We start from the raw sequence: 15,078 nt of genomic DNA, 5'->3' as shown, positions 1-15,078 counted from the left end.
CGGGTAGGTTCACCCGCCGTGGGCCTGGGCTTCCTGATCACCGGATTGGTCGTGTTCGCGGCGGGCGCCGCCATCGGGATCGGCTCGGTGCTCGGTCGGGACGCGCCGAGGGAGCGCCGGTGGCTGCCCGCCGTCGTCCTCGTGTCGATCGGCCTGCTCGGCGTGGTGTCCGGCTGGCTGCTCATGGAGTCGAACGCCAACCGCGGTGAGGCGCTCAAGACCGGCGGCCTCGCGGGCGGCGCGGTCGTGGCCCTCTACGCGCTGTGGCTCAACGACCGGCGCCGACGGGTCGAGGAACGCCGCCAGGACATCGAGCGCAAGCGGCACGACCTGGAGAGCGACCGCGCCGAGTTCGACCGGGAGCGCGTCGCCGATGAGCGGTTCGCCCGCGCGGTCGAGCTGCTGGGCAACAGCGCCGACCAGGTCCGCATCGGTGGGCTGCACGTGCTGCACGGCCTGGCCCGCTCCCGCCCGGCCTACACCCAGACCGTCCTCGACGTCTTCTGCTCCTACCTGCGCATCCCCTACGAGCGCACCGCCGAAGGCGACAGCGAGGCCCAGGTCCGCAAGACCGCGCAGAGCCTGATCTCCGCGCTGCTGCCGCCAGCCGACCACCCGGGCCCGCACTTCGACCTGGACCTGACCGGCGCCGACCTGGAGTACTTCGACCTGTCCGGCCGGGCCATCGGCACGCTGACCCTGCGCTGGGCGCACCTGCACCGGTCCAACGCGCTGTGGGGTACGCAGATCCACGGTGACGCCTGGTTCACCAAGGCGGTCAGCCACGGCATGCTGCACGCCAACGACATGGTGTTCCACCAGCGCGCGTGGTTCAGCGGGACCCGGTTCGAGGGCCCGCTGCGGGTCGCGAACACCCGGTTCCTCGGCCCGACGACGTTCACGGGCGCCCGGTTCCTGGAGTGGGTCCGGTGAACAGTTGACCAAGTCGGCCCGCGGTGGGAACCGCCCCGCCACCGGGGACGTCTGACGCGGGCGAAGGGTTGGCCCACAGCTGGGGGTGGACATGTCGTTCTACGGCGATCCCGACGAGCTCGACCGGCTCGCCGGGCGGATCGAGCGGCACGCGGACGAGGTGCGCGCGCACGGTTCGACCATGGTGCGCCAGGCCCAGGCGATGCGCTGGAAGTCCATCGCCGCCGACCGGTGCCGCGAGACCGTCGACGGGGACCGCAAGGCGCTCGACGCGGTCGCCACCAAGCTCGACGAGGCCGCCGCCGCGCTGCGCGGGCACGCCCAGCAGGTCCGCGAGCTGATCGCGGCGATCAAGCGGATCGGCGAGGCCGTGGTCACCTGGTTCAACGGCGCCATCGACCGGTTCAACCAGGCCGTCGACCGCTTCAACCAGGTCATGCGCGACATCGCCAACGCGGTCGCCTCGGGCCTGGGCATCAGCGGGTCGCCGCCGCAGCCGCCCCGGCCGCCGTGGGAGGGCTGGCAGTACCAGCCGCACTCCCTGCCCCCGGCTGGTGACAAGCAGTGGCTCGACGTCGGCAAGTTCATGCAGGCGCGGGGTGTCGCGTAGATGAGCGCCCCAGCACCGCACCGGCTCACCCTCACCGCGGCCGAGTACGCCTACGTCGTGGCCGAGCTCGACGCGGACATGCCGCCGGACTGGAAGCCCGCGCCCGACATCGCCGACGTCGGTGACCTCGCCGCCAAGGGGGTCCTGCGCGACGACGGGATCCACCCCTCGGTCGCCGCGAACATCGGGGTCATCGCCGCGCCGCGGGTGTTCCTGGAGACCACGGCGACGGCGGGTGCGCGCGGGTCGCGCAGCCTGCACGCGGTCGCCGGTGACCTTGGTGCGTCCCTGTTCCTGCTGCCGGACGCGGGCGTGGAGCTGTCGCTGTTCGCCGCGGTCGAACTGGGGCGTGAGCTGGTCCGCGCGGTGCCCGGCGAGGAAGCCGCCGGGATCGGTGCCGCGCTCGACGCCGACGACGAGGTCGAGCCGCTGCGCGGTGTCGTCCCGCTGGCCGCGTTGCACGAGCTCGGCGTCGCCGACCTGCTGCGCGAGGCCGACCCGGACGCGCCGGGGTACGTGCTGGCCGAGTTGAAGCTGCCCAAGGCCGAGGCCGAGTTCGCCCTCCAGGTCGTGCGGCGCACCGATGGCGTGCTGACCTGCCTGGTCACCGGCGTCGTCGACGGATCCGTGCGCAGCGCGCGGGTGTACTGGCTGCACAGCGACACCGGCTGGGTCGGCGTCCAGCCCGCCGCGCACGGGGGTGGCCGCCAACTGGTCGAGCTGATCCCGGTCGGACGCGATGAGCTCGGGGTCTGGGTGACCCCCTACCTGGCGGAGGCCCTGGCATGAGCAACCCCGTGACCAACCTGACCGTCGGCGGCGGCGCGGGCGGCACCGAGGCGTTCTACGAGGACCTCGCTGCCATGGGGGACCTCACCGACGACATCGCGGGTGAGACCCTCGGCATCGCCGTCACCAGCCACCGCTACCTGGCCGACCCCGACCTGCTCGCCTCGGCCGTGCTCAACCCGGTCGGCGCGGCGCGGTTCGAGTTCGCGATGCTCGGCGCGCTCGACGGCCCGTCCGGGTTGACCGCGACCTCGGCGGGCATCGGCTTGCGCGGCGTCACCTTCCAGGCCACCAACCAGGCCTACCACCTGGTCGACGACCTCAACGCCAAGGCGCTGGAGGCGGGCCGCTGGCTGGCGGGCGCCGCCGCGGTCGCCGCGCCGGGTGCCGCGATCGGGGTGGGGGCGTTCATCGGCGCCGACATCCTGGTCAACTACGACGGCGACTGGCAGCGGTGGCTGGTCGAGCACCCCGGCATGGTCGACGACCTGCTCGGGATGACGCCGGGTGCGTTGTCCGCCTTGGGTTTCCCGTCGAACCTGGCCACGCTGACCGACCTCGTCGCCGCCACCTACCCGGACGGCGACCCGAAGGTGACCTACGCGGGCCGCGACACCAGTGACATCGCCGCCGACCCGCCGGACAACCTCGCCGAGCTGTTCAACGGCCTCGACCACCGCAACGGCACCGACGCCAACATCGACATCCGCGCGGTCAAGCAGGCTGACGGCACGATCGCCTACATCGTGGACATCCCCGGCACCAAGGTGTGGAACCTGCCCTTCACCAACGACCAGGGCAGCGCCAACGACATGGGCACCAACGTCGACGCGATCGCGGGCAACCCGACCGTGCTGCAGGAGGGCATCCAGCAGGCGCTGATCGATGCCAAGGTGCCCAAGGACGCGCCGCTGATGCTGGTCGGCCACAGCCAGGGCGGTATCGTCGCGGCCCGCTCGGTCGACCCGTTGCTGGCCAGCGGTTACAACATCACCCACGTGGTGACCGCCGGGTCGCCGGTGGGCGGCATCCCGATCGACGAGCGGGTGCAGATGCTGTCGCTGGAGAACAACGGCGACATCGTCCCGCACCTCGACGCCGCCGAGAACCCCAACAGCGACAACCGCACGACGGTGAAGTTCGACCACCAGACCGGCACCGCGGGCGGCAACCACGCCATCAACGGCAACTACACCGAGGCGGCCAGGCAACTGGACTCCAGCACCGACCCGTCCGTGGTCCGCTTCCGGGACAGCGCAGGGGTTTTCTTCGGCGGCGAGTCCGTGACCACCGAACAGTACAAAGTGGTGCGACAGCGTTGAGGTTGGTGGCACTGGCTTTTGTGGTCCTGCTGGTGGCGGGGTGCGCGGAATCCAAGCCGACATCGGTCAGCCCGCAGTTCCAGGACGCGGTCACCGCACTCGTGCGGGAGGCCGGGGGGAAGGCGGATCCCTCGTTCTCGGCGATGACCTGCGGCAGCATCTTCGACGGCAACCCGGACGACAGCGTGGCCATGTGGGCCGACGTCGACCTGGCCGCTTCCCCGGACGACCTGCGGACCGCGGCTGTTTCCCTTGGCTGGCAACCGCAGATCCCGGTCGACGACTGGTCGGTGCTGCTCGTCGGCCCGGCGGACGCGCGGGTCGGCCTGCGCCGGGGTCACCTGCGCGCGGAGAAGGCCAAGTGCTCCATCGCGGGCCGCCACCAGGACCTCACCATGCCCCTGCGCCCCGACCTGACCGACGCCCAGCGCGCGGTACTCGGCCCCAGCTTCGCCCGCGCCACCACCGCCGCCCGCAAGATCTCCACCGCCGCGAACGTCCCCGCCGACGAGGCCGCCTTCCCCACCGCGGGCACCCTCACCACCGCCAACCTCTACACCTGCACCACCCCCACCACCAACGGCGCCCAGTGGCGAGCCACCAGCAAGACCCCCCTCACCCAGGACGCCGACCTCGCCACCATCAAGCGCACCGCCATCGACGCCCTCACCGGCTGGAAGATCGACCCCCGCCCCACCCAACCCGAGTACTTCACCGCCACCCGCGACGACACCACCCTCTCCGCCATGATGATCAAGTCCGGGGAGGGCACCCTGGAACTCACCATCACCGCCACCACCACGACCTGCGCCCCGGTGAAGTGATCCCCGCTCGGTCGACAGGAACGGGTGAGGTCAAGGCTGCGGATCGTCGTTCGCCTCGGTGAGCGCCTTTGCGCCTCCGGTCAGCCTGTTGACAAGCCGAGCGCGCTCGCGCTGTATCCGGCGGATATCCCTGGTGATGTCCTGGAGCGCCACCATCCCCGCACTGGGCGTCTTGTCCACAGTGGCCTGCGGCAGCAGGCTGACGTCCACCGCCAGTTCGTCCTCAGGGGGTCGAGTCCAGCGCGCCCGCGACGCGGGTCATGATGGATTGCCAGTGGTCGCGTTGGCTGGCCCGTTCGGCGGCGTTGGCGAGCCATTCCTGGTGGAAGCGGAGCAGGGTCTGGTTGCCCTTGGCGGAAACCGTGACCTGGATGGTGGTGACGTGGTCCCAGCCGGGTGGGCGGCAGGTCACGCGGATCCGGTCCCGTTCCCGGTAGCCGCGGACGTCGCCCACCGCGCCGTCGCGGGTCGTGTACTTGGCGCCCCGGGTCGGTGACAGGGTGGCGCCGGGGCCGAGCCAGATGGACAGGCCGGTGGGGCCGCTGATCAGGTCCCAGACCTTGGGCAGCGGGTGCGCCACGGTGCGGGAGACGCCGATCTGCCAGCCCGCGTCCTGGGTGAGGCCCGGGTCGTTCGACGCGATGGGGTCGTTTCGGGTCCAGGCGTCGGTGCGGCGGAGCGGGTCGGTCACGGACCGACTATAGGTCGGGTGACCAGCGGGAACGGCAACTATCCACCAATCGAGCACGTTGCGGCGGCGTCAACCGGGTCTCCTTGCCTGCGGGCAACATGAGACCCATACGGACATGGATAAACGCGAGCCCACGATCCGGGCCAGGGAGTTGGGCGAGAGCATGCGGCTGGCCATGGTCCGGGCCAACCTCAACGGGGTGCGCGCGTGCGCGCTGCTCGGGTGGTCCAAGAGCAAGCTGTCCCGGATGTTCCTCGGCACCCGCGGCGTCTCCCACGCCGACCTCGTCGACTTCCTGCGGGTCTGCGAGGTCGGCGAGGTCGAGCGGGACCGGCTGCTGGCGATCTGCGCCGAACTGCGCGCCCCCGCCTGGTCGCGCGAGCAGGCGGGCCGGTTGCCCAGGCACCTGCACGCGCTCATCGACCACGAGGAGCAGGCCGTGACCATCCGCGGGCTGGACCTGCTGGTGGTGCCCGCCCCGCTGCAGACCGACGACTACGCCAGGGCGCTGGTCGCCGCCGACGTGACCGTGCCGCCCAACGAGCGGGACGCGCGGGTGGTGGCGAAGCTGACCAGGCGCCAGTTCGTCAAGCGGGACCTGCCGCCCGCGTGCGTGTTCCACATCCACGAGGCGGCGCTGCGGCTGCCCATCGGCGGTCCCGAGCTGCGCGCGGACCAGGCCCGCGACCTGGTCCGGATGTCGGACCGGCGCAACATCACCATCCGGGTCGTGCCGACCGAGCGCGGGGTCACGGCGTCGGCGGCCGGGCCGTTCCGGCTGCTGGAGTTCGCCGACTTCAAGCCGGTGGTGTGCGTGGAGAGCGAGACGTCCTGCCAGTTCATCGAGGGCACCGACGAGGTCGCCGGGTACCGGTCGGTGCTGGCCGCGCTCGCCGAGTCCGCGCTCACGCCCGATGAGTCGCGGGCTTTTCTCGTCGCGCTCGCCGAGGGGACGGCCGGGTAGCGGCCAGGTGCGCGGCGGGCACGACCGCGGTGATCGGGCTCTCCGGGTTGACCACCAGGGGGTGGCCGCCGAGCAGGGCGGCCACCTCGTGCCCGCGCACCTCCCGCCACGCGGGCCAGGCGGGCGGCACGTGCACCGCCGAGGTGCACGCGGGCACCATCACCGTGCCGTCCCTGGCCGGGAATCCGGTGACCCCGGCGTCGTTCGACGACCGCGCAAAGATCAACAATGTCGCGTCGTGCAGCTCCGGCAACAAATCCGCCTGCGGGCGGTATCTGGTGTGGATCAGCTGCAACACCTTCTCCAACCGGTTCGCGGGCACCGGCATCCGCAACGCCGTGGGTGACGGGCGGTAGTCGCGGTTGGCGCGGAACCGCTCGCCGATCTGGCCGCGCTCGTCGACCGGGTAGGCGCCGACGACCCCCCACGGCGGCACGTCCTCGTGCCTGCTGAACTCGGGGTCGATCACGTACAGCCAGCTGTCGGGGTTGGAGCGGGCGCTGGCCCGCATCTCGAGGGTGATCTCCGGCTGGTCCATCGTCGCCTCCTTGGCGCGGAGGCGGTACCTCCATGGCGCGGGGTGGGTGCGCGTCATCCTAGAGCGGGTGCTCACTTCGCGTGATCGGACGGGCGCCCACCGCCACCGCGCGAGGAATTCCCCACGAAGTCGACCAATAACGCGGGAACCGTTCCACGACGTCGGTCATCAGAGATAGAGTCGTCGCAAATGCACAGGACCAGGGGGTCAGGACGGTGTTTCTAGCCGATGGCGGTGGGGGTTCCCTCCCGGTGGAGCCCGCGTACGCCGGAACCCAGACACTGCGCGTCGAACCCTCCGCCATCCCCGGCGCGCTCGCCGCGTTCCGCGAGGCGCACGCCAGGGTGTCGGAGAAGGTCACCGCGCTCGACGCGCTGCAGGTGCCCGAGTGGGCGAACGACCCGGTGAGCGGCACGACGGCCCACGAGTTCACCCAGCGCACCAACGGCGGCGGCGACGACTCGGCGAGCAAGTGCCTGCGCGGCTACCAGGAACAGCTGCAGCGGGCGATCACCGCGCTCGAGCAGGCCGAACGCGGCTACCTGGCCACCGAGGGCACCAACTCCGCGATGTGGGGCAAGACCCACCAGGCGTGACCCGCTCCCCTGATCCCAGCAGCTGTCTACCGAGGGTGATCCGAACATGGCAATGCACAGGTGGCGCGGGTACGACCACCCCACCCTGCACAAGATGATCAACGGCGGCCCCGGTCCGGCCGCGTCGACCCCGCAGACCGAGTACTGGGACTCGCTGCAGACCGAGCTGGCCGAGATCGACGCCGACCTCAACGCCAAGCTCGGCACCCTCGCCGCCAGCTGGGAGGGTGGCGCGGCCGACCAGGCGCAGACCGGCCTGACCCCGTTGCAGGCGTGGGCCGCCGACGCGCAGTCCGGCGCGTCGGGCATGCGCGCCTCCACCGAGTACCAGGCCGACATCGTCGGCAGGGCCCGCGCCGAGGTGCCGGAGCCGGTCGAGGTCACCACGCCCGCGCCGTCCGGGTGGTCCAAGCTCGCCGCCGGTGCCGCGTTGCTCACCGGCAACCCCGGCCCGGCCGCGGTGGTCGTGAACCAGGCGCAGGACCACGAGGCCCAGGAGGCCGCGCAGGACGCCGCGTCCCAGAAGGCCGTGGACGCCATGGACAGCTACCAGTCCAGCAGCCGGTTCAACACCAACACCCTCGGCGAGTTCGTGCCCCCGCCGGACGTCGTCGTCTCCACCCCGGAGCCCTCCGGCGGCACCGGCTACGCCGCGGGCCACTTCGTGTCGAACTTCTCCGGCGCCAACGGCGACACCGGCACCAACACCGCGAGCTACAGCCCGAGCACCGTCGGCCACTTCGGCGGCGGCAGCTACACCGCGCCCGGCCACGGCGGCGGCAACGCGCAGTTCACCCACCCCGGCGCCCTCCCCGGCCCGACCACCCCGTCCGGCTTCACCAGGCCGAACGGCTGGACCGCGCCGTCCGGCTACGTCCCGGTCACCGGTGGCGAGGGCCCGAACCTGAACTACAACCAGTTCACCAACAACCTGAACACGGGTGGCGGCGACGCCAGGTTCAACCAGAACAACAACTTCACCGGGAACTTCAACGGCTCCCTCAACCCGACCGGTGGCGTCAGCGGCGCCGAGGGCCCGAAGTCCGGCGGTGGCGTCAACGGCAAGGGTGGCGCTGGTTCGTCCATCGGCACCCCGGGCGCGACCGGTGAGAGCGCGCGGCAGAGCGGTCAGCTCGGTCGCGGCGGCATGTCCGGCAGCGGTGGGTTCGGCGGCGCGGGCGACAACGTCATGGGCACCCGTTCCAACGGCGCGGTCGCGGGCAAGGGCGGACTCGGTGGTCCCGGCGGCCAGAACCGTTCTAACGGCGAGGACGACGAGGAGGAGTTCGAGACCGCGAGCTACCTCGTCGAGACCGATGACGTGTTCGGCGACGAGCGAGCGGTGTCGCAGGCCGTCCTCGGCGCCGACGAGTGACCACGTTCGGCGTCGTGGCTGAGGTGACGAGCACCCCCGTGTCGCTCTCCGCGCTGGAGTTCGACGTCCTGTGGGAGCACCTGTCCCCGGGGACCATGCCCCTGGTGGTCAAGGTGCCCTCACCGGGCAAGACCTACGAGGAGCGGGCCCGGATCGAGGACGAGGTCTGGGCCGGTCTCGAACAGCGCGGCCTCGGCCGCAAGGTCGACGTGCACCCGGAGGTCGAGCACCTGCTGCGGCTGCTGGCCCGGCCCGACCGCGAGGTCGACGGCCGCACCTGGGTCGGCCGCGGCGTGCGGTTGCTGGCGTGCTCCGCCGGGCGCGACCAGGCCGCGCTCGCGGTGCTCAGCGACGACCGGATCACGCTCAGCCGCACCTCGCCCGCGGGGTTGGCGAGCGCGGCGGTCGGCGTGCTGCCCGCGCTGCAAGCCGGTCCGGGTCGGTCGATCACCTTGCGCACGGACGACTTCGAGGCCGCGGCCAAGAGCACCGACGGGACGCAGAAGAGCTTCGAGCTCGCCCTGCACGCCCGGGGTGTGCGCGGCGAGGACGCGACCACGCTGACCGAGATGATCGGCGACGTGCACGGCACCGGGAACTTCGGCGCCGCAGCACGGGACCGGCTCGGCCGCCGGGTCCGCGGCGACCGGGTCGTGTCGTTCTTCGACACCGATGGCGGCCGCTACGTCCAGGTCCGCCGAGCTGCTCCGGACAAGACGCTGTGGACGACGATCTCGCCCGCGGACAACCGCAAGCTGGTGCACCTCGTCGAGGAAGTCCTCGACGACGTGGTCAGGGACATCGAGGGCTAGCCGGACCCGTGCCGCGCAAGGCCATCGACCCCGCAGAGCTCCGCGCCGCCGTCGCAGCCACCCTCCCGTGGCTCGACGGCGGCGAGCAGCCCGCACGTCCCGTGCTCGCCGCCGCTGTCCGGCTGAGCCTGCGCACCCTGGAGCAGCACGCGCCGGGGCACAGCGTCGAGGTGCGGGTGCCGCCGTTCGCGGCCGTGCAGTGCGTCGAAGGTCCCCGGCACACGCGGGGGACGCCGCCCAACGTCATCGAGATGGATCCACGCACCTGGCTCGACCTGGCGGTCGGACGGGTGAGCTGGGACGACGCGGTGACCGGTGGGCGGGTGGCAGCTTCGGGAGCGCGCGCGGATCTGTCCGCGTTGCTGCCCCTGCTGAGGTTCTAGGCGTCGACCAGTTCGCGTTCCGGCTTGGTGCGGCGCATGACCAAGACGAATCCGATGGCGCCCACGACCGCCAGGACCGCGTAGACGGCCACCAGCGCGGGCGGGGTCGTGCCGGTGAGGGCGTCACCGAGGAAGACGGCCGCCGCCGTGCCGGGGAGGCTTCCCAGGAACGTGCCGACCAGGAACGGCCGCAACGGGATCGTCGACAGGCCGCAGCAGTAGTTCATCGGCGCGAACGGGATCATGGGTACCAGCCGCAGCGAGGTGATCGCGCCCAGCCCGCCGCCCGCGAGCCGCGAGTTCACCACGCGCACCACACCGCGTTCCATGTGCGGCTCGACCCACCGCCGCCCCAGGCCCCTGGCCAGCGAGAACGCCACCGCCGACGCGATCGTCGTCGCCACCATCGCGACCACGAACCCGACCGCCCCGCCGAGCAGCAGACCCGCGGACAGGTTGAACACGGTGCGCGGGATGGGCGCCACCGTGAGCAACGAGTAGCCGACCAGGAAGATCACCGGGGTCGCCCAACCGAGCCCCTCCGCCCACACCCGGACCTGCACGGGGCTAGGGATCGGGGTGAGAGATCCGGCCACGACAAGGATCACGAGTGCGGCCAGCAGGAGGAGTAGGGCTCGACCACCAGGCACTCCACCACGGTAACGGCAAGGACTGCCGGGTGATGTGCGCCACCGTGCGGTGGACTTGGGTGCGCCGAGCAGCGCTTACACTGGGGTGCAGCCCTCACTCCACCCCCAGGGAGCGCTTGGTGGCCGACCAGTTCACGACTGGCCCTATCCCCACTTTCGACCAGCCCGAGCCCGAACCCCGCGAGGAATGCGGGGTCTTCGGTGTCTGGGCCCCAGGCGAGGAAGTGGCGAAACTCACCTACTACGGTCTGTACGCACTCCAGCACCGTGGGCAGGAGGCGGCGGGCATCTCGGTCGCCGACGGCCACCAGATCGTCGTCTTCAAGGACCTCGGCCTGGTCAGCCAGGTGTTCGACGAGCAGGTCCTGTCCTCGCTGCGCGGCCACGTCGCCGTCGGGCACTGCCGGTACTCGACCACCGGGTCGACCACCTGGGAGAACGCCCAGCCGACCTTCCGCACCACCGCCACCGGCAGCGGGCTCTCCCTCGGCCACAACGGCAACCTGGTCAACACCGCCGAACTGCGCGACCGCGCCACCAAGCTCGGCGTGACCTCCCGCAACGGCGCGACGACCGACTCCGACATCATGACCGCCCTGCTCGCGGCGAGCGCCGCAGACAAGGGCCTGGAGCAGGCCGCGCTGGAGGTCCTGCCGACCATCCGCGGCGCGTACTGCCTGGTCTTCTCCGACGAGTCGACCCTCTACGCCGCCCGCGACCCGCACGGGGTCCGGCCGCTGGTGCTCGGCCGCCTCGAACGCGGTTGGGTCGTGGCCAGCGAGACCGCCGCGCTCGACATCGTCGGCGCCTCGTTCGTCCGCGAGGTCGAGCCGGGCGAGCTGATCGCGATCGACACCGACGGGCTGCGCTCGTCGCGGTTCGCCAGCCCGGAACCCAAGGGCTGCCTGTTCGAGTACGTGTACCTGGCCAGGCCGGACACCACCATCTCCGGCCGCTCGGTGCACGCCACCCGGGTCGAGATCGGCCGCCGCCTCGCCGACGAGCACCCGGTCGAGGCCGACCTGGTCGTCCCGGTGCCGGAATCGGGCACGCCAGCGGCCATCGGCTACGCGCAGGGCAGCGGCATCCCGTTCGGCACCGCGCTGGTGAAGAACGCCTACGTCGGGCGCACCTTCATCCAGCCGTCGCAGACCATCCGCCAACTCGGCATCCGGCTCAAGCTCAACCCGCTGCGCGAGGTCATCCGGGGCAAGCGGCTCATCGTGGTCGACGACTCGGTCGTGCGCGGCAACACCCAGCGCGCCCTGGTCCGGATGCTGCGCGAGGCCGGTGCGCTCGAGGTGCACGTGCGGATCGCGTCGCCGCCGGTGCAGTGGCCCTGCTTCTACGGCATCGACTTCGCCTCGCGCGCCGAACTGGTCGCCAACGGCCTCGACCTCGACGGCATCCGCCGCTCCATCGGCGCGGACTCGCTGGGCTACGTCTCGCTCGACGCGCTGATCGCCGCCAGCGAGCAGCCCAAGACGCGGCTGTGCGCGGCGTGCTTCACCGGCGAGTACCCGATCGAACTGCCCGACGACGCCCTCATCGGCAAGCACCTGCTCGAGGGCATCGAGAAGGGTGTGGCGGGCTCCGCCGCGCCGCTGCAGCCAGCCGGGTACGGTGCCGAGGACGCCCTCCGGCGCCCGTGACCACCGTCCTGACCCTCCGACCTGATTCGAGCCATGACTGAGACCAGCTCACCCGAGTCCAACGCCACCTACGCCGCAGCAGGCGTGAGCATCGAAGCAGGTGACGAGGCGGTCGAGAAGCTCAAGCCGTGGGCGGCCAAGGCCAACCGGCCCGAGGTGCTCGGCGGCATCGGCGGGTTCGCTGGCCTGTTCAAGCTCAAGCTGGACCGCTGGCGGGAACCGGTGCTCGCCTCGTCGACCGACGGCGTCGGCACCAAGATCGCCATCGCCCAGGCGCTGGACATCCACGACACCGTCGGCGTCGACCTGGTCGCCATGGTGGTCGACGACCTGGTGGTCTGCGGCGCGGAACCGCTGTTCCTACAGGACTACATCGCCGTCGGCAAGGTCCTGCCGGACCGGATCGCGGCACTGGTCAAGGGCATCTCCGAGGGCTGCGTCCAGGCGGGCTGCGCCCTGCTCGGCGGCGAGACCGCCGAACACCCCGGCCTGATGTCGGACGGGGCGTACGACCTGTCCGCCACCGGTGTCGGCGTGGTCGAGGCCGACCAGATCCTCGGCCCGGACCGGGTCCGCCCCGGCGACGTGCTGATCGGCATGGGCTCCTCCGGCCTGCACTCCAACGGCTACTCGCTGGCGCGGCACGTGCTGCTGCAGATCGGCCGCATCCCGCTCTCGGGCCACGTCGAGGAGTTCGGCCGCACCCTGGGCGAGGAACTGCTGGAACCGACCCGCATCTACGCCAAGGACTGCCTCGCGCTGGCCGCCGAGACCGAGGTCCGCACCTTCGCCCACATCACCGGCGGCGGCCTCGCGGCCAACCTGGCCAGGGTCATCCCCAACGGCCTGCACGCCACGCTCGACCGCGGCACCTGGACCCCGCAGCCGGTCTTCTCCCTCATCGCCCAGCGCGGCCGGGTGGCCCGCGAGGAGATGGAGCGCACCTTCAACATGGGCGTCGGCATGGTCGCCGTCGTAGCCCCCGAAGACGTCGACCGAGCCCTCGCCGTCCTCACCGCCCGCCACGTCCCCTCCTGGATCCTCGGCGAAGTCCGCCCCGCCGAGGACCCCACCACCCCCCGCGCCACCCTCACGGGCGACCACCCCCGCTTCTAAGCCCACCTCGAAGGCCCGGCCGCGCTCCCCAGCGCCGCCGGGCCTTCGCCATACCCGCCGCAGTCACCCCGAAGCCCGCCCCTTACCCCGCCCCAGCCGCCTCGCGCGCACGCGGTCCCGACCCGGCCCAGCCCCCACCCTCACCGGGGGGCGTCCCAGGTCCCAGTCTATCGGCACCCCCCGACAGTGGATCTTGAACGCACCGTGAACAAGATCCAGATGTGGATAACTTTTGTCGCTGAACCGGGTGATCCTGGGCCAGCAAGGCCAGCAAGGCCAGCAAGCGGCGGGGAGCGGCAAGGGACTGTGGGGTTGCTGTGGGTTCGCCGCTGGAGGTGGAGATGACCATGGGGGGCGGGGCAACCTGCTGGGGTGTCCGCTCGTACTAAAGGGCGACCTAGGGAGGTACTCGTGCCGGACCGGGACGCGGAGTTCGGGGAGTACCTGGACAGCCGGGCCGTTGTCATGCGCCGGACCGCCTTCCTGCTCAGCGGGGGTGACTGGCACCGCGCGGAGGACCTGGTGCAGACGACGCTGGCGAAGATCTACGTGGCGTGGCCCCGGCTCAACCGCGAGGGCGGGGTGGACGCCTACTCGCGCAAGGTGATGGTGCGGTCGGCGATCGACGAGTCGCGGCGGGCGTTCCGGCGGCGGGAGAACGTGGTCGAGCGGTTGCCCGAGGTCGGGGTCGACCCGGTGGGTGTGGACGACGCGGTGGACGTGCGGCGGGCGTTGGCGCTGCTGCCTGTCGGGCAGCGGGCGGTCGTGGTGCTGCGGTACTGGGAGGACCTGAGCGTCGCCGAGACCGCGCAGGCCCTGGGCAAGAGCGAGGGGACGATCAAGAGCCAGGCGGCGAAGGGGTTGGCGGCGCTGCGCAAGCACCTGGCGGACGGTCGGATCCTGGTCGAGGGGCAGCGGTGAGCGGGACGGGATCGGGGGGCGTGCGACGGAGGGTGGCCGTGATCGGGTGGAGGGGCAGTTGTGACCGACGAGGTGCGTGACCTGCTGGGTCGGGCGTTCGGTGCCGAGCCGCCGCTCGGCTTCGACCGGGACGGGGTCGTCGCTGATGGGCGGCGGCGGTTGCGGCGGCGCAGGGCGGCGGCGACCGGCGGGGTGGCGGCCGCGGTGGCGGTGGCCGTGTTCGGCGCGGCGGTGCTGTCCAGTGGCGCGCTCGGCCTCAGCGGGCCCTCGGTCCTGCCCGCTTCCCCCTCCGGCCCGGTGTCCACGGCGACGCCCGAGCCGCTGCCGACCTCCCCGGTGCTGTTGCCCGGCGCGCCGACCGAGACGCCGAGGACGACGGTCACCACCAAGACCCTGGAGCGGTCTTACTACGCGCTGCGCGACTCGGCTCTGCCCTGGCCCGCGGGGGTGCGCCCGGTCGCCATCACCGCGGGCCGCCAGTGGTACGAGTTCGACGGCGGTGAACTCAAGGTCACCCTGGAGACGCCCAAGGGTGATCGCCTGCTCCAGATCAGCGTCTACTTCACCGCGGCGCTGACGCACATGATGGACTGCGTCAACCCCTCGACCGGCAAGCCGCTGCCGCACTGCACGACCACCGCCGTCGGGGGCGCGAAGGTGCGCACCAGCAGGGACTTCCCGGACAACGGCCCCACCGTGGTCCAGGTCGTCGCCGACCGGTCCGACTCGGTGACGGTCGAGGTCACCGAGACCGCGGGCACGCACGGGCGCCTCGACCAGGTGCTGCCCGACTCGATGCTGGTCAAGATCGCGACGCTGCCCGGCATCACCCCCTGACCACGCGCGATCCCGTGCCTGGCCCTCGTCCGCGTTGACATGTGACCATATGGTCACCTATCTTC

The 15,078-nt window shown here is 71.8% G+C and carries 18 protein-coding genes; 14 read left to right on the top strand and 4 right to left on the bottom strand.

Annotated features, from left to right (window positions below; all coding sequences use genetic code 11):
• Positions 1–18 precede the first annotated feature (18 nt).
• The 5 genes from BMY07_RS21870 (at position 19) to BMY07_RS35920 (ending at position 4,478) form a co-directional block, all read left to right on the top strand.
• Complete coding sequence (locus tag BMY07_RS21870; protein WP_342741550.1) at positions 19–933, top strand: pentapeptide repeat-containing protein; 915 nt, start codon at positions 19–21, stop codon at positions 931–933.
• Positions 934–1,024: 91 nt separating this feature from the next.
• Complete coding sequence (locus BMY07_RS21865; protein ID WP_092781741.1) at positions 1,025–1,543, top strand: WXG100 family type VII secretion target; 519 nt, start codon at positions 1,025–1,027, stop codon at positions 1,541–1,543.
• On the top strand, positions 1,544–2,332 hold the full coding sequence (locus BMY07_RS21860; RefSeq protein ID WP_092781738.1) for an ESX secretion-associated protein EspG: 789 nt from the start codon (positions 1,544–1,546) through the stop codon (positions 2,330–2,332).
• Entirely contained in the window at positions 2,329–3,654 is a 1,326-nt protein-coding gene (locus BMY07_RS21855; RefSeq protein WP_092781735.1) for a hypothetical protein, read from the top strand. Before BMY07_RS21860 ends, BMY07_RS21855 begins: the two co-directional genes overlap by 4 nt.
• Positions 3,655–3,659: 5 nt before the next feature.
• Entirely contained in the window at positions 3,660–4,478 is an 819-nt protein-coding gene (locus BMY07_RS35920) for a hypothetical protein (RefSeq protein ID WP_177215700.1), read from the top strand.
• A gap of 30 nt (positions 4,479–4,508) precedes the next feature.
• On the opposite strand, the gene BMY07_RS21845 is transcribed toward BMY07_RS35920, so the two are convergent.
• The gene (locus tag BMY07_RS21845; RefSeq protein ID WP_092781729.1) at positions 4,509–4,688 is read right to left on the bottom strand and encodes a hypothetical protein; all 180 of its coding nucleotides are present in this window, start codon (positions 4,686–4,688) and stop codon (positions 4,509–4,511) included.
• A gap of 13 nt (positions 4,689–4,701) precedes the next feature.
• A complete protein-coding gene (locus BMY07_RS21840; RefSeq protein WP_342741549.1) occupies positions 4,702–5,169 on the bottom strand; it encodes an SRPBCC family protein in 468 nt (155 codons plus the stop codon).
• Between the two features lie 115 nt (positions 5,170–5,284).
• Between BMY07_RS21840 and BMY07_RS21835 the strand changes: the two genes are divergently transcribed.
• Positions 5,285–6,133 (top strand): helix-turn-helix domain-containing protein, encoded by an 849-nt coding sequence (locus BMY07_RS21835; RefSeq protein ID WP_143073587.1) that lies wholly within the window; start codon positions 5,285–5,287, stop codon positions 6,131–6,133.
• On the opposite strand, the gene BMY07_RS21830 is transcribed toward BMY07_RS21835, so the two are convergent.
• On the bottom strand, positions 6,075–6,671 hold the full coding sequence (locus tag BMY07_RS21830; protein WP_143073586.1) for a type VII secretion system-associated protein: 597 nt from the start codon (positions 6,669–6,671) through the stop codon (positions 6,075–6,077). The two genes, BMY07_RS21835 and BMY07_RS21830, sit on opposite strands and share 59 nt — an antisense overlap.
• A gap of 251 nt (positions 6,672–6,922) precedes the next feature.
• On the opposite strand from BMY07_RS21830, the gene BMY07_RS21825 reads away from it, so the two are divergent.
• The 4 genes from BMY07_RS21825 to BMY07_RS21810 are packed head-to-tail and all read left to right on the top strand — an operon-like array spanning position 6,923 to position 9,837.
• Positions 6,923–7,267 (top strand): hypothetical protein, encoded by a 345-nt coding sequence (locus BMY07_RS21825; RefSeq protein ID WP_092781723.1) that lies wholly within the window; start codon positions 6,923–6,925, stop codon positions 7,265–7,267.
• 46 nt (positions 7,268–7,313) lie between these two features.
• Positions 7,314–8,642, top strand: coding sequence for a PPE domain-containing protein (locus tag BMY07_RS21820; RefSeq protein ID WP_092781720.1), 1,329 nt, complete (start codon positions 7,314–7,316; stop codon positions 8,640–8,642).
• 14 nt (positions 8,643–8,656) lie between these two features.
• The gene (locus BMY07_RS21815) at positions 8,657–9,454 is read left to right on the top strand and encodes an ESX secretion-associated protein EspG (RefSeq protein ID WP_092782260.1); all 798 of its coding nucleotides are present in this window, start codon (positions 8,657–8,659) and stop codon (positions 9,452–9,454) included.
• An 8-nt stretch (positions 9,455–9,462) separates the two neighbouring features.
• Positions 9,463–9,837, top strand: a complete 375-nt coding sequence (locus tag BMY07_RS21810) for a sterol carrier family protein (RefSeq protein ID WP_092781717.1) — start codon at positions 9,463–9,465, stop codon at positions 9,835–9,837.
• On the opposite strand, the gene BMY07_RS21805 is transcribed toward BMY07_RS21810, so the two are convergent.
• The gene (locus tag BMY07_RS21805; RefSeq protein WP_092781714.1) at positions 9,834–10,487 is read right to left on the bottom strand and encodes a TVP38/TMEM64 family protein; all 654 of its coding nucleotides are present in this window, start codon (positions 10,485–10,487) and stop codon (positions 9,834–9,836) included. The genes BMY07_RS21810 and BMY07_RS21805 overlap by 4 nt on opposite strands.
• A 119-nt stretch (positions 10,488–10,606) precedes the next feature.
• Here BMY07_RS21805 and purF point away from each other — a divergent pair, with 119 nt between their 5' ends.
• From purF to BMY07_RS21785, 4 genes are all read left to right on the top strand, one after another.
• Complete coding sequence (purF, locus tag BMY07_RS21800; protein ID WP_177215698.1) at positions 10,607–12,139, top strand: amidophosphoribosyltransferase; 1,533 nt, start codon at positions 10,607–10,609, stop codon at positions 12,137–12,139.
• A gap of 33 nt (positions 12,140–12,172) precedes the next feature.
• Positions 12,173–13,255, top strand: coding sequence for a phosphoribosylformylglycinamidine cyclo-ligase (gene purM, locus BMY07_RS21795; protein ID WP_092781711.1), 1,083 nt, complete (start codon positions 12,173–12,175; stop codon positions 13,253–13,255).
• Between the two features lie 411 nt (positions 13,256–13,666).
• Positions 13,667–14,176 (top strand): SigE family RNA polymerase sigma factor, encoded by a 510-nt coding sequence (locus BMY07_RS21790; protein ID WP_092781708.1) that lies wholly within the window; start codon positions 13,667–13,669, stop codon positions 14,174–14,176.
• A 60-nt stretch (positions 14,177–14,236) separates the two neighbouring features.
• Positions 14,237–15,013: a hypothetical protein gene (locus tag BMY07_RS21785; protein WP_092781705.1), complete on the top strand. Its 777-nt coding sequence runs from the start codon at positions 14,237–14,239 to the stop codon at positions 15,011–15,013.
• Positions 15,014–15,078 lie beyond the last annotated feature (65 nt).

The sequence above is a fragment of the Actinokineospora terrae genome, assembly GCF_900111175.1.
GTDB classification, from domain to species: domain Bacteria; phylum Actinomycetota; class Actinomycetes; order Mycobacteriales; family Pseudonocardiaceae; genus Actinokineospora; species Actinokineospora terrae.
The sequence above is the reverse complement of the archived record's forward strand: the minus strand, read 5'-3'. Positions and strand labels throughout refer to the sequence as shown.

Coding starts and splice junctions, on each gene's coding strand:
- BMY07_RS21835 (WP_143073587.1), top strand. CDS start 5,285: ATGGATAAACGCGAGCCCACGATCCGGGCCAGGGAGTTGGGCGAGAGC.
- BMY07_RS21865 (WP_092781741.1), top strand. CDS start 1,025: ATGTCGTTCTACGGCGATCCCGACGAGCTCGACCGGCTCGCCGGGCGG.
- BMY07_RS21855 (WP_092781735.1), top strand. CDS start 2,329: ATGAGCAACCCCGTGACCAACCTGACCGTCGGCGGCGGCGCGGGCGGC.
- BMY07_RS21830 (WP_143073586.1), bottom strand. CDS start 6,671: ATGGACCAGCCGGAGATCACCCTCGAGATGCGGGCCAGCGCCCGCTCC.
- BMY07_RS21860 (WP_092781738.1), top strand. CDS start 1,544: ATGAGCGCCCCAGCACCGCACCGGCTCACCCTCACCGCGGCCGAGTAC.
- BMY07_RS21820 (WP_092781720.1), top strand. CDS start 7,314: ATGGCAATGCACAGGTGGCGCGGGTACGACCACCCCACCCTGCACAAG.
- purM (WP_092781711.1), top strand. CDS start 12,173: ATGACTGAGACCAGCTCACCCGAGTCCAACGCCACCTACGCCGCAGCA.